21 protein-coding genes are annotated in these 21522 nt (G+C 69.3%); 5 read left to right on the forward strand and 16 right to left on the reverse strand.

Annotation, left to right across the window (positions count from 1 at the left end; genetic code table 11):
* Nucleotides 1-321: 321 nt before the first annotated feature.
* A complete protein-coding gene (locus tag HFP15_RS42950) occupies nt 322-546 on the reverse strand; it encodes a hypothetical protein (RefSeq protein WP_246272040.1) in 225 nt (74 codons plus the stop codon).
* 345 nt (nt 547-891) lie between these two features.
* Here HFP15_RS42950 and HFP15_RS42955 point away from each other — a divergent pair, with 345 nt between their 5' ends.
* A complete protein-coding gene (locus HFP15_RS42955; RefSeq protein ID WP_312871746.1) occupies nt 892-1170 on the forward strand; it encodes a DUF4333 domain-containing protein in 279 nt (92 codons plus the stop codon).
* A gap of 60 nt (nt 1171-1230) precedes the next feature.
* Here HFP15_RS42955 and HFP15_RS25965 read toward each other — a convergent pair whose 3' ends face one another.
* From HFP15_RS25965 to eccCa, 4 genes are all read right to left on the reverse strand, one after another.
* Nucleotides 1231-1527 (reverse strand): WXG100 family type VII secretion target, encoded by a 297-nt coding sequence (locus tag HFP15_RS25965; protein ID WP_168519374.1) that lies wholly within the window; start codon nt 1525-1527, stop codon nt 1231-1233.
* A 50-nt stretch (nt 1528-1577) separates the two neighbouring features.
* Nucleotides 1578-1895: a WXG100 family type VII secretion target gene (locus HFP15_RS25970; protein WP_168519375.1), complete on the reverse strand. Its 318-nt coding sequence runs from the start codon at nt 1893-1895 to the stop codon at nt 1578-1580.
* Between the two features lie 260 nt (nt 1896-2155).
* Nucleotides 2156-4015 (reverse strand): type VII secretion-associated protein, encoded by a 1860-nt coding sequence (locus HFP15_RS25975; protein WP_168519376.1) that lies wholly within the window; start codon nt 4013-4015, stop codon nt 2156-2158.
* Between the two features lie 139 nt (nt 4016-4154).
* The gene (gene eccCa / locus HFP15_RS25980) at nt 4155-8165 is read right to left on the reverse strand and encodes a type VII secretion protein EccCa (protein WP_168519377.1); all 4011 of its coding nucleotides are present in this window, start codon (nt 8163-8165) and stop codon (nt 4155-4157) included.
* 290 nt (nt 8166-8455) lie between these two features.
* Between eccCa and eccD the strand changes: the two genes are divergently transcribed.
* Together eccD and mycP are read left to right on the forward strand one after the other, a co-directional pair.
* The gene (gene eccD, locus HFP15_RS25985; RefSeq protein ID WP_168519378.1) at nt 8456-9850 is read left to right on the forward strand and encodes a type VII secretion integral membrane protein EccD; all 1395 of its coding nucleotides are present in this window, start codon (nt 8456-8458) and stop codon (nt 9848-9850) included.
* Nucleotides 9851-9882: 32 nt separating this feature from the next.
* Complete coding sequence (gene mycP, locus HFP15_RS25990; protein WP_312871747.1) at nt 9883-11325, forward strand: type VII secretion-associated serine protease mycosin; 1443 nt, start codon at nt 9883-9885, stop codon at nt 11323-11325.
* Between the two features lie 79 nt (nt 11326-11404).
* On the opposite strand, the gene eccB is transcribed toward mycP, so the two are convergent.
* Entirely contained in the window at nt 11405-12988 is a 1584-nt protein-coding gene (gene eccB / locus HFP15_RS25995) for a type VII secretion protein EccB (protein WP_168519380.1), read from the reverse strand.
* Between the two features lie 630 nt (nt 12989-13618).
* Here eccB and eccE point away from each other — a divergent pair.
* Both eccE and HFP15_RS26005 read left to right on the forward strand, forming a co-directional pair.
* Entirely contained in the window at nt 13619-14797 is a 1179-nt protein-coding gene (gene eccE, locus HFP15_RS26000) for a type VII secretion protein EccE (protein ID WP_168519381.1), read from the forward strand.
* A complete protein-coding gene (locus tag HFP15_RS26005; protein WP_168519382.1) occupies nt 14794-15516 on the forward strand; it encodes a hypothetical protein in 723 nt (240 codons plus the stop codon). The genes eccE and HFP15_RS26005 overlap by 4 nt, the downstream gene beginning before the upstream one ends.
* A gap of 107 nt (nt 15517-15623) precedes the next feature.
* Here HFP15_RS26005 and truA read toward each other — a convergent pair whose 3' ends face one another.
* The 10 genes from truA to map form a co-directional block, all read right to left on the reverse strand.
* Entirely contained in the window at nt 15624-16460 is an 837-nt protein-coding gene (truA, locus tag HFP15_RS26010; RefSeq protein WP_210717865.1) for a tRNA pseudouridine(38-40) synthase TruA, read from the reverse strand.
* 56 nt (nt 16461-16516) lie between these two features.
* On the reverse strand, nt 16517-17098 hold the full coding sequence (gene rplQ / locus HFP15_RS26015) for a 50S ribosomal protein L17 (RefSeq protein WP_168519383.1): 582 nt from the start codon (nt 17096-17098) through the stop codon (nt 16517-16519).
* 71 nt (nt 17099-17169) lie between these two features.
* Nucleotides 17170-18234 (reverse strand): DNA-directed RNA polymerase subunit alpha, encoded by a 1065-nt coding sequence (locus HFP15_RS26020; RefSeq protein WP_168519384.1) that lies wholly within the window; start codon nt 18232-18234, stop codon nt 17170-17172.
* 91 nt (nt 18235-18325) lie between these two features.
* The gene (gene rpsD, locus HFP15_RS26025; protein WP_168519385.1) at nt 18326-18931 is read right to left on the reverse strand and encodes a 30S ribosomal protein S4; all 606 of its coding nucleotides are present in this window, start codon (nt 18929-18931) and stop codon (nt 18326-18328) included.
* A gap of 23 nt (nt 18932-18954) precedes the next feature.
* On the reverse strand, nt 18955-19359 hold the full coding sequence (rpsK, locus tag HFP15_RS26030) for a 30S ribosomal protein S11 (protein ID WP_144747664.1): 405 nt from the start codon (nt 19357-19359) through the stop codon (nt 18955-18957).
* A gap of 16 nt (nt 19360-19375) precedes the next feature.
* A complete protein-coding gene (locus HFP15_RS26035) occupies nt 19376-19573 on the reverse strand; it encodes a hypothetical protein (RefSeq protein WP_168519386.1) in 198 nt (65 codons plus the stop codon).
* Nucleotides 19570-19950: a 30S ribosomal protein S13 gene (gene rpsM / locus HFP15_RS26040; protein WP_168519387.1), complete on the reverse strand. Its 381-nt coding sequence runs from the start codon at nt 19948-19950 to the stop codon at nt 19570-19572. Before rpsM ends, HFP15_RS26035 begins: the two co-directional genes overlap by 4 nt.
* A 206-nt stretch (nt 19951-20156) precedes the next feature.
* Entirely contained in the window at nt 20157-20270 is a 114-nt protein-coding gene (gene rpmJ / locus HFP15_RS26045) for a 50S ribosomal protein L36 (protein WP_004558882.1), read from the reverse strand.
* Nucleotides 20271-20305: 35 nt separating this feature from the next.
* On the reverse strand, nt 20306-20527 hold the full coding sequence (gene infA, locus HFP15_RS26050; RefSeq protein ID WP_004558881.1) for a translation initiation factor IF-1: 222 nt from the start codon (nt 20525-20527) through the stop codon (nt 20306-20308).
* Nucleotides 20528-20719: 192 nt separating this feature from the next.
* Nucleotides 20720-21514: a type I methionyl aminopeptidase gene (gene map / locus HFP15_RS26055; protein ID WP_168519446.1), complete on the reverse strand. Its 795-nt coding sequence runs from the start codon at nt 21512-21514 to the stop codon at nt 20720-20722.
* Nucleotides 21515-21522 lie beyond the last annotated feature (8 nt).

The following is a 21522-nucleotide window of genomic DNA, read 5'->3' on the forward strand; positions in this document are numbered from 1 at the left end:
GGACAGTCGTGGCTGCCGGGGGCTGGGGCGCCGGATGTGGAGGCGTTGAAGTCTGGCTCGGCCCAGGAAGGGGCTTCGCAGGGCGGGGCGCAGCAGGATGGCTCGACCCAGACTGGCTCGGCCCAGGGCGGGACGCCGCAGTTATGGGCGCCGCAAAGCGGGGCGCCGCAGAACGGGGCACCCCAGGCCGGGTCGCCCCAGTCCGGGGCGTCGCAGCAGTGGGCGCCGGAAAGCGAGGCAGCCCAGGCGGGGTCGCCCCAGGGCGGGACGACCCAGGCCGGGTCGCCCCAGTCCGGGGCGTCGCAGGCGGGTGCGCAGTGGTCAGCGCAGCCTGGCGGCCAGGCCCAGCAGTGGACCGGGCAGGCAGCCGCCGGTCACACGCCACAGTGGACCGGGCAGGCGCCGCAGTGGCAGCCTGGCCAGGCTTGGCCGCAGGGGCCCTCCGACGCCACCGCGTCGGTGCAGGGCGCGGCACCGTGGCAACCGCAGCCGGTGCAGGGGCAGCAGGCGTCGCAGTCCTGGCAACAGCAGGCGCAGTGGTGGCAACCCGGGAGCGGACCCCAACCCCAGCCGCCGACGGCCGGGCCTCAGTCACAACAGCAATGGCAACCCAGCACGGGACCCCAGCCTCAGCAATGGCAACCCACCGCCGCGCCCGAGCCACAGCGATGGCAACCCACCACGGGTCCGCAGCCGCAGCAGCATCCGGCGCCCGCGAGCGGGCCCCAGCCCCAGCAGTATTGGCAACCCGCCACTGGGCCGCAGCCGGAACAACCGCCAGCGGCCGGGGAAGCTCCCTCTCAAGGCAGTTCTTACGGCGGGCTCGGGGTTTTCTCCGACGCGGCACCGAAAAAGCAGCGCTCCAAGAAGCCGTGGCTGATCGGGGCCGGAGTGGTCGTCGTGTTGGCGTCCGGTGGCGTCGCGGGGTGGCTGCTCGGGCTGTTCCAGGGTGACACGCTCGATCAGCAGGCCGTACAGGGCAGTGTCCAAAAAGTACTGCGCGAGGACTTCGGCGAGGGCGATCTCCGCGACGTCAGCTGCCCCGCCGACCAGCCGGCCAAGACCGGCACCACCTTCGACTGCTCGGTAACCGTTGCGGGGCAACCGAAAAAGGTCACCGTGCGGGTGCTCAACGAGGACGCACAGTTCGAGGTCGGTGCTCCTAAGTAGACAGAAAAGCAAGAAGGCCCCAGCGATGAAGCCGGGGCCTTCTTGCTGCGAGGCTGGTGATCAGCCGCCGAACATCTTGGTGATGCCGGAGTCGGTCGACTGGTAGCCGTCCGCGATCTGCGGCAGCGCGGTGGCAATGCGAGCCAGCAGGCTCTTCATGTCCTCGAGCGCGCGGTTCCACTCCTCCTGGCGCTGGTGCCACGCGTCCTGCGCGTCACCGGTCCAGCTCTGCGTCAGCGGCGAGATGTCGCTCTTGAGCTGGTCGAACAGCGACTCGATCTCACCACCGGTCTTCTTGCAGTCGTCCGAAGCCTGGTGAATGGTCGCGTAATCAACCTTCATTGCGCCGTCAGGCATTTTTTCCCTCCGATTTGGCTAGAAAGTTCAGGTGAAAGGTGAATGAAGACTTACAGGCCCTCAAGGGCGGCCTGCAGCGAGCTGACCTGCGACTGCACGTCCTGGTCCTGGGTCTCGTACTGAACACCCGAGGACTTCAGCATCTCGGCGATGTGCTCGAGCGCCTCGTTCAGCTTCATCGACTTCTGGCCGAAGGCATCCATGACTTCCTGGAAGACCTTCGCGGCCGGACCGGACCAACCGGCCTGAGTGGCCTCGATCGCGCTGGCCAGCTGCTTCAGGTTCTGGTCCATCGCCAGCTTGGTCTCGTTCACCTTCTGGTGGGCCGCCGCAAAGTCTGCCGGGTCCCCGGTAAAACCGCCTGCCATCAGAGGTTACCCCCTTCGTTAGTGGTGTTGTCCGCACTGCCGTTGTGGTACGGACCTACGACGAAGACCTTGCCATGGTTGGTTCCACCTTGTCGCGCTTTGCCTGGAAACAGTTGCGAGAGTGAATGCCCGACCGTGGAACCGAACTCGAAAATGGGCGCCAACCTCGGGAAATGTGCGGGATTCGCGCATGCGAAATCCTCGCCACGATCACACTTGTGGGGCTGGGCGGCGACACGAATCGGTTTCGGCGCGGAACCTCAGCCGGTGACCACAACCGTGCGCACCACCTGATCGCAGGCGGACGCGACACGATCGTGGCCTGCCTGCGTCGCGTATTGGCACGCGACATTCACCTGAACAGTGCCCTTCGCGACCACATACCAGTCGATCGGGCCGAAATCCCCGTTCTGCCGGTAGTAGACGACCTTCCGGCCCGCGAACGTCGCATCCGGATTGAAACCCGTGTACGCGGGACCCGCCTTCGCGGCCTGCGCGTTGAGATTGTCCGCCAGCTGCCGGGGATTCGCGGACGCGTCGAAGTCCAGTGGGAACTCCTGTACCGAGATCGCGTCGTTTTCCTTCACCGCGTTCTCCGGTTTGATCAGCGTCTCGCGCGTCTGCGGGTTACCACCGGTCTGCGTCCAGTCCTGCGGGAACGAGAACTGGTAGTGATACTGCGCGACGACTTTCCCCGGGGGCGAGTCGTCCTGGTTGAGCAGCACCACCAGGCCGACCACGACCGCGGCGATCACGACCACCGCGCCGCCGATCAGCCACGGGAGCTTGCGCCGCTTGCGAGGAGACGGTTCCGCGGCGGGCATGCCGTGGGGCGCTGAGACCGGCGGCGGAGCGGGCGGCCGGGGCGGTCCGCCCGAGGGACGTCCCGCGAACTGCTGATGCGGCACCGGCGCCGGACGCGCGGGTGGGCGGACGATTTCCGTGCGCTGATCGGGAACCGGCCGGCGCACGGGCGGGCGGGGCGGCGCCGTGCGCTCCAGCTCGGTGCGCACCGCGAGCAGGGCACCCCGCGCCACCACGGTTTCCGGCTGGTCCAAAGTGGTCGGTACGACGCCGGTGCGTTCGTGGATCAGCCGGGAGATCATCGGGATCCGGCTGGAGCCCCCGACGAGGAAGATCGCGCTCAGCTGCTTCGGCCGCAGCCCCGCCTCCTCGATCGCGGCGCGCGTCAGTTCGACGGCGCGGCTCAGCGGCGCCTCGATGAGCTTCTCGAGATCGTCGCGCGTGACGTGTGCGTCGGCGAACGGCTCGGGCATCGGCACGTCGGTGTAGGCGTGCCGGGACAACGTTTCCTTGGCCCCGCGTACGTCCTGCCGCAGCACCCGGCGCCGTCGCCGATCGGCCAGCTCGCGGCCCTCGACCAGTTCGCGCCAGGCATCAGGGGCCGCGGAGGACACCAGACCGCCGACGTGCTCCAGCAGCGCCTGGTCCACGTCGGCGCCACCGAAACTGGGATCGCCACGCGTGGCGAGCACCTGGAAACCGCCGCGCCGCCCCGGATTCGCGGGCGGCCTGCTCACCACGCTCACGTCGACGGTGCCACCGCCGAGGTCGAGCACGGCGAGGTTCTCCCCCGGCCTGCGGCTCACCTCGACGGTCCGGTCGCGGTTCACCTCGGCCGGCGCGAACGTGGCGGCGTGGAACACCGCGGCCGCGACCGGTTCGGGCACCAGCGTCACCTCGCGGGCCAGCCCGCCCGCGGCCTGGCGCAGCAGCCGGGTGCGGACCGCACCCCAGTCCGCGGGGTGGGTCAGCACGAGAAGGTTCACTTCGGCGCCACCGGCGAGCCGCCGCGCCTCGGACACGGCACGCAGCAGGACGGCATGGACGACGTCGGTGACCCGCAGGACACTGTCGCCGAGCAGCAGTTCGCCCTCGTCGATCCGCCGCTTCGGGTTGGGCTCGTAACGAGACGGGTCCATCGCCGCCTGACGCTCGGCCTCCTGGCCGACGAACAACGTGCCGTCGGCGGCGGCGTACACGGCCGAGGACATCAACGGCTGGCCGTCGATCACCACCACCTGGGGATCGCGGCCGTTGACCGACACGACGACGCACGTGCTCGACGTGCCGAAGTCCACCGCGACCCGCACCGTCACTGGCGGCCCCCGAGGTGGGCGGGAGCGCTGTTGGACATGGCGGGGCCGGGTACGGGCGACGCCGCAGCCCGCGCGCGGCCCCGGGCGGCGGAAGCGGCGCGGGGTACGCGCCGTCCGCCGTCCGCGGACCGGCGTGAGGTCACTCGGGCTGGGTCCACGACACCTGCATGAGCTGCTTGCCGACCTTGCGGCTCACGAGCGTGCCTCGGCCGGGTGGCATGGGGCCGGGTTTGACGTTGCCCAGCAGTTGTCCTTCGTCCTTGCTGCCGTTCATCACGATGCCGGGTGCGGCGATTTCCTTGAGCTTGCCGATGATCGGGTCGTAGGAGGCCCGGGACGCGCCACCGGTGCGGCGCGCCACGATCACGTGCAGGCCGACGTCCTTGGCCTGGGCCAGGAATTCCGACAGGGGTTTGAGCGGGTTGGAGGACTGGGTGGCGACCAGGTCGTAGTCGTCGACGATGACGAACAGTTCCGGGCCCTTCCACCAGGACCGGTTACGCAGCTGGTCCTGGGTGACGTCGGGGCCGGGCAGCCGACGGGTCATGGACCCGTGGATGTCCTTGATCATGCCGTCGAGCTGGTTGGACGACACGGCGTAGCCGAGCAGGTGCGCGCCCTCGACGAAGCCGAGCATGGTGCGCCGGTAGTCGACCAGCACGATGACGGCTTCCTTGGCGGTGTAGCGCTCGGTGATGCCGCGCGCGATCTGCCGCAGCAGGTTCGTCTTGCCGGACTCGCCGTCGGCGAAGGCGATGAAGTGCGGGTCGGCTTCGAAATCGAGGTACACCGGCGCCAGCTCGTCCTCGTTGATACCGATCGGGACGAGCTTGGTGTGGCGCTGTTTGTCCATCGACAGCACCTCGTCATAGCCGACCATCTCGGGCAGCAGCCGCACCTGCGGCGCGATCCGGCCCTGCCACGCGGCCTTGACCTTGGCGACCGCGTCGGCGACCCCGGCGGCGACGTCCTCGGTGCTGCTCGATCCGTCGATACGGGGCAGACCGGTCAGCATGTGCAGCCGGTCACGGGTCAACCCGCGACCGGGGCGGCCTTCAGGCACGTTGACCGCGGTACGACGGTCGATATCGGACTCACTCGGGTCACCCAGGCGCAGCTCGAACCGGGTACCCAGCATGTCCTTGATCGCCGGGCGGATGTCCGCCCACCGGCTGGCCGAGATGATCACGTGCACGCCGTAGGCGAGACCGCGCTGCGCCAGTGCCGTGATCTGTGGCTCCAGCTCCTCGAAGTCGTCGCGGATCGCCCGCCACCCGTCCACGATCAGGAAGGCGTCCCCGAACGGGTCCTGCTCGGCGGTGATTTCACCGCGCCGCTTGCGGTTGCGGAAGTCGGCCATCGAGTCGATGCCCATCGCCCCGAACCGGCCTTCCCGCTCGTTGGCGAGGGTGTTGAGCTCGGCCACGATCCGCCGCGCCTTGTCCGGCTCGCGGCGGGCCACCGCGACACCACCGACGTGCGGCAGCTCCGACAGCCCGGCCAGGGTGCCACCACCGAGGTCGATGCAGTAGAACTGCGCCTCCTCCGGGGTGTTGGACAACGCCATCGACATGATCAACGTGCGCAGCAGCGTCGACTTACCCGACTGCGGGCCACCGACGACGACACCGTGCCCGGCCGCACCGGAGAAGTCCGCCCACAGCGGGTCGCGGCGCTGCTCGAAGGGCCGGTCCACGATCCCGATCGGCACCTGCAGCTTGCCGTTGCCGAAGAACCCGACCGGCGAGAGACCGCGGTCCTCGGTGGGGTTGAGGTTGGGCAGCAGGGTGTCCAGCGAGTTCGGCTCGTCCAGCGGCGGCAGCCACACCTCGTGCGCCGGCGGGCCCTGCCCGATCAACCGGTCGACGATCACCTCGAGCTCGGTCGGTTCGGTGCCCTCCTCCTCGTCCTTGGCGGGCGCCGCGGCCACGGGCTCGGGTTCGGGCGCCGGTTCGGGCGGCAGTTCCACGAAGTCCGGCACGAACAGCTGCGGCCGCTTGTCCGCCCGGACCACGTTGGCCACCGGCCCGGCGGCCTTCATCCCCGCCGGACGGTAGGGACCGGACACATAGGAGGCCTTGAACCGGACCAGGCCCGCGCCCTGGGTCGAGAGATACCCCGAACCCGGGATCGGCGGCAGTTCGAACGCGTCCGGCACCCCGATCGCCGCCCGCGATTCCGCCGCGGAGAACGTCTTCAACCCGATCCGGTAGGACAGGAACGTGTCCAGACCACGCAGCTTGCCCTCTTCCAGCCGCTGCGACGCGAGCAGCATGTGCATCTGCAGCGACCGGCCGACACGGCCGATCTGCAGGAAGATGTCGATGAAGTCCGGCTTGGCCGTGAGCATCTCGGAGAACTCGTCGATGCAGATGAACAACGCGGGCAGCGGGTCGAGGTCGGCCCCGTTCTCCCGCGCCTTCTCGTAGTCCCACACGTTCTTGTAGTTGCCCTTGGCCAGGACTTCCTGGCGGCGGGCCACCTCACCGGCGATGGCGTCCTTCATCCGGTCGACCAGCGTCAGGTCCCCGGCCAGGTTGGTGATCGTGGCCGCGACGTGCGGCGCCTTGTCCAGCCCGAGGAACGTCGCACCACCCTTGAAGTCCACCAGGATCATGTTCAGCGCGGTCGACGAGTGCGTGGCCAGAAGGCCCAGCACCAGCGTGCGCAGGAACTCCGACTTACCGGAACCGGTGGCGCCGATGCACAGCCCGTGCGGGCCCATGCCCTCCGCCGCGGCTTCCTTGATGTCCAGCTCCACCGCCTGCCCGTACTCGCCCACCCCGAACGGCACCCGGTAGCGGTCCCGGATCGGGCGCGGCCGCCACGCCTGCTGCACGTCGAAGGTCATCGGATCGCCCGGGATGCCCAGCAGCTCCAGCAGCGTCGGGTTGGACAGCAGAGGTTCGTCCTCGGTGGCCTCCTGCGCCGCCGACCCCACCCGGAACGGCGAGATCTTGCGGGACAGCGCCTCGGCCTCCACAACGGACAGGAAGTCCGGCTTGCCGAACCACTCGATACCGCCACCGCTGCGCGCACCGACCCGGTCCGGCTCGACCACCAGCCGCAGACCGCGGCGGGCGGCCAGGTTGCCCAGCGAGTCGGACAGGTCGATCAGCGTGACGCCGACCAGACCCTCCTCCAGGATAATCTGCTCTTCCCGGGTGACCTCCGCGTCATCGATGATGATCACGACATGCGGCTGGTCCGGGCTCGGCGTCGCGTTACGCGAGAACCGTGGCCGGTCCCGCAGCTCGGCATCCAGCCAGTTCTCGATCTGCTGCAGCGAACCCGCCATCATCCGCAACTGCCCGATACCGTCGGCCAGCTCCGGATGCTGCACGTGCGGCAGCCACTTCGCCCATTCCCACTCGGCCTTCGCCCGGCCCGCCGTCGCCACCGCGATCAGCACGTCGTCACAGCTGTGGAACGTGACCAGCTGCGCCAGCATCGCCCGGGTCAGACCACGCGTCAGCTCACGCTCACCCTGCAGGCTGACCGCGGCGAACCCGCGCAGCGTGATCTGCGTGGGCAGATCCGGCACGATCGAGTGCGCCCGCACGAACCGGCGCAGCGCCAGCGTCGCGATCGGCTCCAGCTCGTCGACCGGGCCGGTCTGCGGCGGCACGAGTCGCGTTGCCAGCCGGTGCGAGCTGCGGCCGACCCGCAGGTGGAGGAAGTCCTGATCGTTCTGGCGGCGCTCCCACATCCGGCGGCTCGCCGCCAGCGACCACAACGCCTGGGGATCGGGGTGCACCCACTCCAGCGCGGCCCGCTGATCGGCCATCGCCTCACGGGCCCGTTCACGCATCTGACCCAGGTACCGCAGGTAGTCCTTGCGGTCCTCGTTCATCTCCGCTTTCTTCTGCCCGCCGCCGCGGCCGCCACCGGCGAACATGCCGCCCATGGACATGAGCATCATCAGCGGGAACATCATCGTGAGCGGGTTGCGCGCCGCCGAACCGCCGCTGGTGAACATCACGGTGACCATGCCGAGCGTGGCCACGATCATGACCACGGGCATCATCTTCTGCACGATGCTGCCGGGGATCGTGCGCGGGACCTCGGGCGGCGGCTCGAGATGCACCTCTCCACCCGGTGGGCGCGGTGCGGCCAGTCGCGGCGTTTTCTTGAACTGCAGCGTGCTCAAGCGTGGGACCCCTCTTCGACTCGACGCCCGGACCGACTGGCTGGCCCAGGGCCGCCCCCACGTTAGCGAATCACCGCCTGTCCGCGAGGCAAGACCGGACAACCCGCACGCGTTCTGCGGCGAAACCACCCCATGGCGACCCCAGGTTCGTTAATACTAGGGCGGCCCACCGACACTTTCGGACAGTTTCGGACAACCTCGGCGGGCGCGAACGATGGGCAGGCGATGCCGCGGGGCCGCTGATTAGGTATAAGTAGCCCGCAGCATTTTCTTACTTAGGGGGCACGCAGGTGGCAACCGGCACGACGGTATTCAGCAGGGTGACCGTGGTGGCCCCGCGCACCAGAATCGACGTCGCTCTGCCGGCGGACATCGCGGTCGCGGATCTGCTGCCGATGCTGCTGGACATGGCGAACGAGGCGTCGCCGGACGGCGGCGCACGGCACGGCGGCTGGTCGCTGGCCAAACTCGGCGACTCGCCGCTGGACCCGAGCCGCACGCTGGCCTCGCTCGGCGTCGTCGACGGCGAGCTGCTGCAGCTGCGCCGGCGCAACGAGAACCCGCCACCCCCGCTGTACGACGACGTCGTGGACGCCATCGCCGACGCCGACCCGGACAGCTTCCGGCCGTGGACCAAGGAGACGGCCAACCGGATCGGGCACATCGCGGGCGGGCTCGGGCTGTTCGTCGCCGCGGTCGCGCTGTTCACGGGCGGTCCGCTGTTCGGAGGCAACGGGCTGGCCGCGGCGCTGACCGCCGGTGTCGCCGCGATCGCGTGCGTCGCCGTCGGCGCCACCCTCGTCAAGGGCTACCAGGCCGAGGCCACCGGTGTGGTGATCGCCGCCGCGGGCGGGCTGCCGTTCGCGTTCGTCGCGGGCTTCTACGCCGTGCCCGGCCTGACGGTGCGCGCCAACCTGCTGCTCGGCAGCGGCCTCGTGGTTATCGTCGCCGCCGCGGCGATCATGATCATGGGCTCGGGTATCACGACGTTCATCGCGGCGGCCACCGCCGGCGTGATCGGCGTGCTCGCCTTCACCGTCGCCACCCTGATCGCGCACCCGGCAGCGGGCATCGCGGCGGGCACCGTGGCGTTCTCCCTCGCCGCGATCTCGATGCTGCCGAGGGCGACGATCTGGCTGGCGAAACTGCCGCTGCCGAACGTGCCGGGCACCGCGGAGGAGCTCAAAGAGGACACGTCCTATCCGGACTACGCGGTCATCGAGCGCCGCACCGCCGTCGCGCACAACTACATGACGGGCCTGCTGATCGGCTGCGGCAGCGCCACCGCGATCGCCGCCATCATCACGGCCACCGCGCCGGGTGCGTTCGGAATCATCACCGGCGTCGTCGCCACGCTCGTGCTGCTGTTGCGCGCCCGTTCCTACGCCAACGGCGCGCAGGCGGTCGCGCTGCTGACCACCGGCATGGTCGCCGGTGGCGGAATCCTGATCGGCTGGCTGTCCTCGCAGGGCACGACGGGCCGTCTGCTGTGGGTGTTCGCGGCACTGGTCATCGTCGCCGCCGGATCGCTCGTGGTCGGCGTGGTGTTCCCGAACCAGCGCTTCTCGCCGCCGTTGCGCCGCACCGTGGAGATCTTCGAGGCCGTCTGCATCGCGACGGTGCTGCCGCTCGCGCTGGCCGTGATGGACCTGTACGGCACGCTGCGCCACATCTCGTTCGGCTGATGGGCCCGGTATCCGGAAGAAAGGGCGCACACGTGCGCAAGCTGGGGGTTCCCGGGAGGACAGCGGTCGTCGTGCTCGCCGCGGCGCTGGGCACCATGAGCCCGGCAGGCGCGTGGGCGCAGACGACCGACGACGACTCCGGTCTCTACTACGCCTACCCGCCGCCGTCGTCGGGATCGCCGCCCTCCGATGACGGGCAGCCGGACCAGGCGTACAAGAAGAACACCGAATGCGTTCAGCGCGACCTGAACAACAACCTCGTCCTCCGGGACAAGCCGTGGGGCCAGACCTACCTCCAGATCGAGGAGGCACAACGGCTGGCACTGGCCAAAACCGGCACGATCGGCGGCAACAAGACCGTCGCCGTGATCGACACCGGCGTCACCAACCACCCGTACTTCAAGCATCCCGTGATCGGCGGCGGGGACTACGTCAACCCGCCCAACAACGGCCTCGAGGACTGTGACGGGCACGGCACCGAGGTCGCGGGCATCATCGCGGCGAACACCCCGGCCGACATCGGGTTCAAGGGCGTCGCACCGGACACCCAGATCGTGTCGATCCGGCAGTCCAGCCAGAACTACGGGCCCGCCAACGGCGGTTCCTCCAGCCAGAGCGGCAAGGGCAGCAGGCAGCAGGGCGACGGCGCCGGGAACCTGACGACGCTGGCGAAGGCCGTGCGCCGGGCCGCCGACCGCGGCGACGTCAGCGTGATCAACATGTCGGTCGACAACTGCCGCCAGTCGACCGGCACGATCAGCCCGCAGGAACAGGCCCTGCAGGCGGCGATCCACTACGCGGTGCACGTGAAGAACATCGTGGTCGTGGCCGCCGCGGGCAACGTGTCCGACAGTTGCAAGCAGAACGACCAGCCCAACCCGAACAAGCCGCAGTCGATCGTGAGCCCGCCGTGGTTCTCCGACGACGTGCTCTCGGTCGCCGCCGTCGACGAGACGGGCGGGGTCGCGAACTTCAGCGTGCACGGCCCGTGGGTGAGCGTCGCGGCGCCGGGCACCAACATCACGTCGCTGGACCCGTCGCAGCCGGCGAGCACGGCGCTGGCCAACCAGGTCGTCGAGGGCGGGAACCTGCAGCCCATCCAGGGCACCAGCTTCGCCGCGCCGTACGTGACCGGTCTGGTCGCGCTGGTGCGGGCACAGTTCCCGGGCCTGAACGCGCAGCAGGTGATGCACCGCATCGAAGCCACGGCCCAGCACCCCGGTGCGCCCGGCGGGCGGGACAACTACATCGGCCACGGCGTGGTCAACCCCGTCGCGGCCCTGTCGGCCATCGTGCCGGAGGAAGAAGGCATCCCCGCCGCGAAGGACGAGCAGCTCCCGTCGGGCCTGCCGCCCGCGGCGCACCGCGACTGGGCGCCGGTCATCGTGGCTCTCGGCGGCACCGGTGGCGGGCTGCTGGTCCTGCTGATCACGCTGTTCGTGATGCACACGATCCGCCGGAACCGGCACGCCTGAGCCGAGGATCTCGGTCCGAAGTAGACACCGCAAAGGCGAACGCCCCGGGATCTCCCGGGGCGTTCTCCTTTGTGACGCTTCAGTTGCCCGACGAACCGGCCTGAGCCGAGGGCTGGACCGAGGGGTAGGTCCCCGCCCTCGGGTCCACCGGGATGTCGTCGTAGCTCCTGCGGGCATCGGTCGGGTTCAGCGACGTGCCTGTCGGCAGCAGCGAGATGATCTCGGTCGGCGCGGGCCGCATGTTGTCCAGTCCCAGCGCCTTGGCCGTGTTCGCGTCCGGGATGCCGTACCGCAGCCCGCTGTCGGACACGAGGCTGATCGGGCCCTTGCCGAAGGAGTCGGCCGAGGTGGCGGACTGCACGACCGCCCCGTGCCCCGGCGGCATGTAGAAGTGATCGATCTTCAGCCCGTCCGGACCGGCCTTGCCGATGTCGATGAGCTTGGCGTCCTTCGGCGTGGGCAGCGCCGAGCCGACCGAGACGACCGTGTGCGGCTTGTTGTCCACAATGTTCCAGCCCAGGCACATCGTCGGGAAGTTGAGCGGGTCCAGGATCGTCGGCACGATCGAGGGCATCGTGCTCACCGGCAGCGCGTCCGCGTCGTTCGGCTGGATCTGCCGGATGTTGTTGATCTCGTTCGGGCTCACCTGCGGGATCTGCTTGCTGCCCGACTGCGCGGCACGGATCAGGTCACCGACGGCGGGCGCGACCTTCTGAATCCCGTTCGGCAGCACCACGAAGACGTCCCGGCTGCCGGTCACGCTGTTCACCGCGAACACCGAACCGTTCTTCAGGCCCTCGCCCTGCAGGGCCTGGAAGCCCGACGTGCCACCGAAGTTGGGCAGCGTCGGCGGCGCCAGCGGGGCCACCTGCGGGATCGCGTTGAGCAGGCCGATCGAGATGTGCCACTGTGGCGCGCCGTTGAGCCCGAAGGTCGAGGCCACGGCCTGCTCGTTCGGGTCCACTTCGGCCCGCACGGTGTTGGCGTTGGGGTTGTTCGGGTTACTGGCGAGCCGGTAGATCAGGTAGTACTTGCCGTTGTCGGCCCGCGCGAGCACGGCCGAGTTCAGCCCGAGCTCGGCCCCGAGGTCTGGCACGCCCGCGAACACCGTCGTCTCGGTCGCGGCCGAAGCCAGCTGCGACGCGGTCGGCAGGTTCTTGTTGATCATCAGCTGGTCGCAGACACCCCAGTCGTCCGAGATTCGCTGGCTCGCCGTGGGCAGCAGCTGCGGACCGTCCACAATGCCCGTTCGCCGGTTGTGCGGAATGCCCTTGAGCGCGTCGTCCGGCACGACGGTCGGCTCCGCGACACCCTGTTGTCCGCCGGCGCCGCCGTTCTGCATGAGCATCAGCCTCGCGGAGGCGAGATTGAACGTCGGCGTCAGCGATTTGGGATTGCCCGAGACGACGTAGATGGTCCCGGACTCCTTCCCGATCACGATCCCGGAATCCGGAACCGACGGCGACGGGCTGATCAGGCCGTAAATGACGAACCCGAGCAGGCCCAGCACTCCGAGGATCACACCGACGGCCGTGGCCCGGCCATGGGTGCGCATTGGATCGTGCAGCATGACCGAATCGCGCCGGACCAGCGCGGATTGCATGCGGCGCAGCACGAACCGATACGCCTGCACCTGAGATTTGGTTGTCGGTGTTGACGGCATTCTGGACCTACAGCTCCCCGAGTCGCGGTACGGTTCCGCAGGATAACCGTACGAGAACCGTACTGGTGCGGGTTTCGACCAACTGGGGCCGGGCCGTCCGCACGCAGCACGTCCGTTGAGGGCGGTGATGGGCTGACGGGTGGGCTAGGGTCAGGTCCTCGCTAACCGGCTTTCGGTAGAGCAGCACGACGAGGGGAAGAGAGAGCGCGGATGTCCGTCACCACGCCTCCACGACCGGGCGGGCCACCCGGCTCGCCGCCACCCAGGCGCCCGGCGGGTCCGCCATCTCGGCAAGGACAACCGGGCGGCAACCCGCCGCCGATGCCGCCACGCGCACCCGGCGTGCCGGGTGGTCCCGGTGGGCCGGTGGGCCCGGGTGGGCCCGGTGGTCCCGGTGGCCCCAATCGTGGCGGCCCCGGTGGCCCCGCGGGCGGCGGACCTGGGGGTCCCGGAGGACCTGGGGGTCCTGGCGGTGGCGGTCCGGGTGGACCCGGTGGTCCCGGTGGCGGTGGTCCCGGCGGTCCGGGTGGACCCGGTGGACCCGCCGCGCAGCCTTCCGGTGCGGCGCCCGCACCGATCGCTCCCCCGGCACGTCGTCGCACGCTCGGGTCGAGTCTCGGTCCGCTGCCCGTGGTCAACCTGGTCGTACTCGAGGTCGGCCTCGCGATCGGGTTGATCCTCCTCGCGATCAACCAGTCCAAGGTGATGCTCTACGTAGGCATCGGCGTTCTGGTCATCGCGTTACTGATCGCGATCATCCGCTGGCGTGGCAAGTGGTTCACCCAATGGGTTGGACTTACCCTGCGCTACTCGACCCGGTCACACGATCGCGTGGTCTCTCCGCCGCCGCCCAGCGCGGAGCCGCCTGCCGACGAGTCCGTCACCGGGCCCGAGGACGCACGCGTCAGCCTGCTGCGTCTTGTCGTGCCGGACCTCGTCGTCGCGCACAGCATCGATCACGAGCGGCAGCAGGTCGGCCTGGCCTGGCACGACGGAACCTGGACCGCGGTCCTGCTGGTCGAGCCCACGCCGGCACTGATCACGCAGGCCGGCGGCGCGCCCAGCCTTCCGCTGTCCGCGCTGGGGCCGTGCCTCGAGGACCGCGGCGTGGTGCTCGACTCGATCCAGGTCATCTGGCACACCTACCCCGGCAGCGCGGCACTTCCGGCGGAATCGCCCGCGCTCAGCTCGTACATGGAGGTGCTCGGTCCGCTGCCCGCCGCGGCGCGCCGCACCACGTGGGTCGCGATCAGGCTGGACCCGCGCCGCTGCCCGACGGCCGTCCGGGAGCGTGGCGGCGGTGTCGTCGGCGCGCACCGTGCGCTGATCGGCGCGCTGTCCCGGGTGCGCAACGCGCTCGAATCCCGTGGCGTGCCGACGCGTCCGCTGTCCCCGGACGAGCTGCTGCGCGCCGGGCTCTCGGCCGCCGAGCTGACCGCGGTCGCCGGCAACAGCCAGCGGGTGAGCATGAAGGAGCACTGGACGAGCGTCACCGCCGCCGGCATCGGGCACGCCAGCTACGCGATCACCAGCTGGCCGAAGGGCAAGATCACCAGCAGCCTGAACGCGCTCACGAGTGTGCGGGCGCTGTCGGCCACGATCGCGCTGTCGATCTCCCCGTCCGACGACGAGGGCCAGATCGGGCTGCGCGGTGTGGTGCGGATGAGCGCGCGCAACCCGCGTGAGCTGGACGCCGCCGACGAGCGACTGTCCAATCTGGCCGATCGGGTGAACGTGTCGCTGACCCCGCTGCGGGGCCTGCAGATCGACGGGCTCGCCGCGACCTTGCCGATGGGAGGGACGGCATGAGCCTGCGTCTGAGGGATCCCGGCCAGAACAACGGGGTCGCGCCGGAGTTCACAGTGGACCCGGCGCTGCTGGACGCGATCAGCCCGTCCGGGGACCGCGGCGGGATCGTGGTGGGTTCCGGCCTCAAGGGCGAACCGCTGACGATCTCCGCGCTGCGCTCGATGCCCACCAGGATCGTGCTCGTGGGCGGGCTCTTCCTGGCTCGCCAGGTGGCGCTGCGGGCGATGGCGGTCGGCGCGTGGGTCGTCATCGCGACCGGGCGCCCCGCCGCGTGGCAGGTGCTGCCGAGGGCCGCGGGCACGCAGCCCGACGGCCGTCCCTCGCCGCTGGTGCAGATCCGCCGCCTGTCGCCGGTGGAGCTGCCGCGGCCGTCGGAGGACGCGCCGCTGCTCGTCGTCACCGACGGTGGCCCGACCCCGCAGGACCTGTTCCCGCCGCGGTCGCCGTGGCAGACGACGGTGTACGTGCTGCCCTACCTGCACCCGCAGGCCACGACCATCGCCAACGCCGCGGACATCGTGCTGATGCAGCGGCTGCCGGTCGGGCAGGCCGAGCTGGCCGCGCGGATCTGGCGGTTGCCGCCGCAGATGATGCGGCAGCTGACCACACTCAAGGACGATCAGGTGGTCGCGCTGGGCGCGAACCTGTGGCGCCCACTGCGCCTGGTCACCACCCAGAAGGAACAGCAGCTGCTGGGCCCGGTACGCCGCGGGGACTGACCTGTGGACAACTCGAAGACCCCCGGGTGGCTCTCACCTGGGGGTTTTTGAGTTATCCACAGGCTTTCGAGTTATCCCCAATTTGTGGACATATCGCTGAGGCGATTTCAGGACGGGCTCTGGCGTACCGCGCGGGTCTGCTCGGCGCGCTGTGCGAGCTCCTCGTCGGCGGGATAGTCGACCGCCGTCAGAGTCAGGCCATGAGCCGGGGCGACCGCACCGTCGCGAATCCCGGAGCGCAGCACCTCGGCGGGCCACCCGACCGGTTGGCGCCCGTCCCCCACGAGCAGCACGGCACCCACGAGACTGCGCACCATCGAGTGACAGAACGCATCCGCCGACACGCGCGCCTCCACCACGTGTTCCGACAAGCGGTGCCAGGTGAAGCGCTGCAGTTCGCGGATCGTCGTGCTGCCCTCGCGTTGCTTGCAGAACGCGGCGAAGTCCTTCAGCCCCAGCAGTCGCGCGGACGCCTCGTTCATCGCCTCCACCGCCAGCGGGCGGGCCCAGCCGAGAACATCCCTGCGCAGCAACGGATCCACACCCCACGGCGCGTCCGAGACCCGGTACGAATAGTGCCGCCGCACGGCGGAGAACCGCGCGTCGAACCCGGGCGGCGCGATCCGCGCGCGCAGCACCCGCACGTCGCCCGGGAGGAACCGGTTCCAGCGACGGCACATGCGCTCGAGATCCGGGATGCCGTGCTCGTCCACCGGCATCCGCCCGCGCGGCACCGACAGCGGGACGACGTCGACGTGCACGACCTGCCCGGTGGCGTGCACCCCGGCGTCGGTGCGCCCCGCCACTACCACCGAAGCCGGCACCGAGGCGCCGGGCGGCTGTTTCGCGAGCGCGTCCTCCAGCAGGCCCTGCACCGTGCGCCGGTCCGGCTGGCGCGCCCAGCCGGAGAAGTCCGTGCCGTCGTAGCTGACGTCGAGGCGCAGACGAATGAGCCCGCCCTCCCGAGCGGGAGAAGCGGGCTCATTCGGCGAATCGACCGTCAGGACTCGTCCTTCTTGGACTCGTCGGCGGTGGCCTCGTCAGCACCCTCCGCGGGGGCCTCGGCGGCTTCCGTGGTCGCCGACTCGGGCGCCTCGGTGTCCTGGTCCTCGGCAGCCTCCTCGGCGGCCTCGGCCTTGGTCTCCTCGGCCGTGGTGTCGGCGGCGGGCGCGGAGTCCTTCGCGAACTTCGTGCCACGAGCCTTCTCGGCCTCGGAGGTCACCGTCTTCTCCGCCACCAGCTCGATGACCGCCATCGGGGCGTTGTCGCCCTTGCGCGGCAGCGTCTTGGTGATCCGGACGTAGCCGCCGTTACGGTCGGCGAAGTGCGGGCCGATCTCGGCGATCAGCTTGTGCACCACGTCCTTGTCACGGATGACGCGCTGGATCTGGCGCCGGTTGTGCAGGTCGCCGCGCTTGGCCTTGGTGATCAGCTTCTCGGCGAGCGGGCGCATCCGGCGGGCCTTGGCCTCGGTGGTGGTGATCTTGCCGTGCTCGAACAGCGACGTGGCCAGGTTCGCCAGCATCAACCGCTCGTGGGCCGGCGATCCACCGAGACGGGGGCCCTTCGTGGGGGTGGGCATTGCTACTCCTCGTTCAGCTTCACAGCCGACGACCGCGGTCCACTATGGAATATCCACAGTGGACATCCGGCCTACAGCTGCTCCGTCTCTGCGTAGTCCTGGCCGTCGTCGTGGCCAGCGTCCGAAATACCGTCGACACTCTCCGAGGACCAGCCCTCGCCGTCGTAGCTGGCGGCGGCGGCCGTCGGGTCGAACCCGGGCGGGCTGTCCTTCAGCGCAAGGCCGAGCCCGACCAGCTTCAGCTTGACCTCGTCGATCGACTTGGCGCCGAAGTTGCGGATGTCGAGCAGGTCCGCCTCGCTGCGCGAAACGAGTTCGCCAACGGTGTGGATGCCTTCGCGCTTGAGGCAGTTGTACGACCGGACGGTGAGGTCCAGGTCCTCGATCGGCATCGCGTAGGCGGCGATGGTGTCCGCCTCCTGCGGCGAGGGGCCGATCTCGATGCCCTCGGCGTCGACGTTCAGCTCGCGAGCGAGACCGAACAGCTCCACCAGCGTCTTACCGGCCGACGCGACCGCGTCACGCGGCGTGATCGACGGCTTGGTCTCGACGTCCAGGATCAGCTTGTCGAAGTCGGTGCGCTGCTCGACACGGGTCGCCTCGACCTTGTAGGTGACCTTGAGCACCGGCGAGTAGATCGAGTCGACCGGGATCCGGCCGATCTCGGCGCCGGCCTGCTTGTTCTGCAGCGCGGGCACGTAACCACGGCCACGCTCGACGACCAGCTCGATCTCCAGCTTGCCCTTGCCGTTCAGCGAGGCGATGTGCAGATCCGGGTTGTGCACGGTGACACCGGCCGGCGGCACGATGTCCGCCGCGGTGACCTCACCAGGGCCCTGCTTGCGCAGGTACATGGTGACCGGCTCGTCCTCCTCCGAGGACACGACCAGTTCCTTGAGGTTGAGGATGATGTCGGTGACGTCTTCCTTCACCCCGGGGACGGTGGTGAACTCGTGCAGGACACCGTCGATGCGGATGCTCGTGACCGCCGCGCCCGGAATGGACGACAGCAGCGTGCGCCGCAGCGAGTTGCCGAGCGTGTAGCCGAAGCCGGGCTCCAGCGGCTCGATCGTGAACCGGGACCGGGTCTCGTTGATCGGCTCCTCGCCGAGGGCCGGTCGCTGGGAAATCAGCACTTTCTTTCTTCCTTTCCTGCCGGCGCCCGCCATATGACGCCGAAAGGGGTGGCGATGCGGCGGCGCGCATGGGACGCGCCGCCGCCGTCGATCACTTCGAGTAGAACTCGACGATCAGTTGTTCCTGGACCGGAACCTCGATCTGGGCCCGCTCGGGGAGCTGGTGCACCAGAACCCGCAGGTTCGACGGAACGACCTGCAGCCAGGCCGGGATCGGGCGGTCGCCGAACGCCTCCTTGGCGGCGACGAACGGCAGCATGCCCGACGACTTGGGGCGCACGTCGACGATGTCCCACTTGGACACCTGGTAGCTGGGGATGTTCACCTTCTGGCCGTTGACCAGGAAGTGCCCGTGGCTGACCAGCTGACGAGCCTGGCGGCGGGTACGCGCGATACCGGCGCGGTAGATCACGTTGTCCAGCCGGGACTCGAGGATCTGCAGCAGGTTCTCACCGGTCTTGCCCTGACGGCGCGCGGCTTCCTTGTAGTAGCGGCTGAACTGCCGCTCGAGGATGCCGTAGGTGTGGCGAGCCTTCTGCTTCTCCTGCAGCTGGAGCAGGTATTCGCTCTCCTTGACCCGGCCACGGCCGTGCTGGCCGGGCGGGTAGGGGCGGCGCTCGAAAGCCTGGTCGCCCCCGATGAGGTCGGTCTTGAGACGCCGCGAGATACGAGTCGCGGGGCCGGTGTAGCGAGCCATGTGTTCTTACTCCTCCCCGTTCCTCAGACCCGGCGCCGCTTGGGCGGGCGGCAACCGTTGTGCGGCTGCGGGGTCACGTCCTGGATGGTGCCGACCTCGAGACCGGCGGCCTGCAGCGAGCGGATCGCCGTTTCGCGACCCGAACCCGGGCCCTTCACGAACACGTCGACCTTCTTCATGCCGTGCTCGGCGGCCTTGCGGGCGGCGTTCTCGGCGGCCATCTGGGCGGCGAACGGGGTGGACTTACGGGAGCCCTTGAACCCGACGTGACCCGAGGACGCCCACGAGATCACCGCACCGGTCGGGTCGGTGATGGACACGATCGTGTTGTTGAACGTGCTCTTGATGTGGGCGTGGCCGTGGGCCACGTTCTTCTTTTCCTTCCTCCGGACCTTCTTGGCCCCGGAGGTACGAGACTTGGGTGGCATGTGGGGGTGATTCTCCTTAGCGCGAGTTCTCGGACTGCTCGGCGGCCGCGTTGCGCGCTTCCTCGTTGCCGCGCCGGATCAGCGAACCGGCGTCGGTGTAGAGCTGGCGCAGGGCCATCGGGCGGGCATACAGAGCCTTCGGGGATACGCACGTGTTGCGGACGAGGCGCTGACCGCCGCCCATCCGCACGACCTTCTTGCCCTGGACGCTCACTTCTTGCCAGCCTTCTTCTTGCCGGCGACCGTCTTCTTCGGGCCCTTGCGGGTACGGGCGTTGGTCTTGGTCCGCTGACCGCGGACGGGCAGACCGCGGCGCCACCGCAGGCCCTCGTAGCAGCCGATCTCGATCTTGCGCCGGATGTCGGCGTTCACCTCGCGGCGGAGGTCACCCTCGACCTTGAAGTTCTCTTCGATGTATTCACGCAGCTTGGCGACGTCCTCGTCGGACAGGTCGCGAACCCGGGTGTCCGGGTTGAGACCGGTCGCCGCGATGCTCTCCTTGGAGCGGGTACGGCCGACGCCGTAGATGTAAGTAAGCGCGATCTCCAACCGCTTCTCGCGGGGGAGATCCACGCCCAAGAGTCGTGCCATGACGGCTTCAAGCTCCTTCGTCGTGTATGTCGCTCCAGGTTTGCTCCCCGCCCGGTCCCGGGACCGACTCTTCGATCCCGTCCGCTTGCACGGACGGTGTCCCGGCCCCGGCCTGGAGTCCGGGGGTGGGTCCGGGCCGCGTGAACGACCCGGCAGGTGCGGGGAGGTTTGTCGCTGTCAATCCGCTCTGCGCGGAGTGCAGGCGATCAGCCCTGACGCTGCTTGTGACGCAGGTTCTCGCAGATCACCATGATCCGGCCGTGACGGCGGATCACCTTGCACTTGTCGCAGATCTTCTTGACGCTCGGCTGAACCTTCACGTCATCCTGCTTCCGTTATGCGCTACTCGCCGTGATCACTTGTAACGGTAGACAATGCGACCGCGGGACAGGTCGTAGGGCGAAAGCTCCACGACGACCCGGTCTTCCGGCAGGATGCGGATGTAGTGCTGCCGCATCTTGCCACTGATGTGTGCCAGGACCTTGTGGCCGTTCTCCAACTCGACTCGGAACATCGCGTTGGGGAGTGGCTCGACCACGCGACCCTCGACCTCGATGGCCCCGTCCTTCTTAGCCATGTCCTCCGCGTTTCGTGATCTGGTTGAGCACCGTTATGCCTGCCTTGGTGGTGCCGGCACACGCGTCACCCCGGCTCCAAAACTCACAAATGCATGCTGGACCCGGCGTGCCACATACGCCGACTAGACAGTTTACGCACGCCGTGTCGTGCCCTGCACACCGGGGGGACGTGTGGTAAACGAACGAGCGACTCAGGCCGTTCCCGGGTCGGTGAGGACCCGAGGGCCGTCCGCGGTGATGGCGACGGTGTGCTCCCAGTGCGCGGCCCGCGAGCCGTCCGCGGTGACCACTGTCCAGCCGTCCTCCAGCTCGACGGTCTCGCCGGAACCGCTGGTCAGCATGGGTTCGATGGCCAGTGCCATGCCGACCTCCAGCCGGGGGCCCTTGCCCGGCTTGCCGACGTTGGGCAGGAACGGATCCATGTGCATCTCGCGCCCGATGCCGTGCCCGCCGTACTCGACGATCTGCCCGTAGGTGATGCCGTCGGCGTTGCCGGCGGCCTCGGCGGCGCACTGCACCGCGTAGGAGATGTCGGTGAGCCTCGCACCGGGCACGGCGGCCTCGATGCCGGCCCACATCGCGGCCTTCGTCGCCGCCGACAGCGCGAGATCGCCGTCGGACACGGCGCCGATGGCCAGCGTGACCGCCGAATCGCCGTGCCAGCCGTCGAGGATCGCGCCGCAGTCGACGGAGATCAGGTCGCCGTCGGCGAGGACCGTCGTCCTGGCGGGGATGCCGTGGACGATCTGATCGTTGACCGACGCGCAGATCGACGCCGGGAAACCGTGGTAGCCCTTGAACGAGGGCACCGCCCCGGCGTCCCGGATCGTCTGCTCCGCCACCTCGTCGAGGTCCGCGGTACTCACACCCGGCTTGGCCGTCTCGCGGACCATCGCGAGCGCGCGGGCCACGACGAGGCCGGCCTCGCGCATCGCATCGAACTCGACCGGCGTCTTGAGCTCGATCGAGTTACGCCGTCGCAGCAGCTTCAAAC

Origin of the sequence: Amycolatopsis acididurans, from assembly GCF_012328925.1 — a bacterium.
In the GTDB taxonomy this organism is placed as follows: domain Bacteria; phylum Actinomycetota; class Actinomycetes; order Mycobacteriales; family Pseudonocardiaceae; genus Amycolatopsis_E; species Amycolatopsis_E acididurans.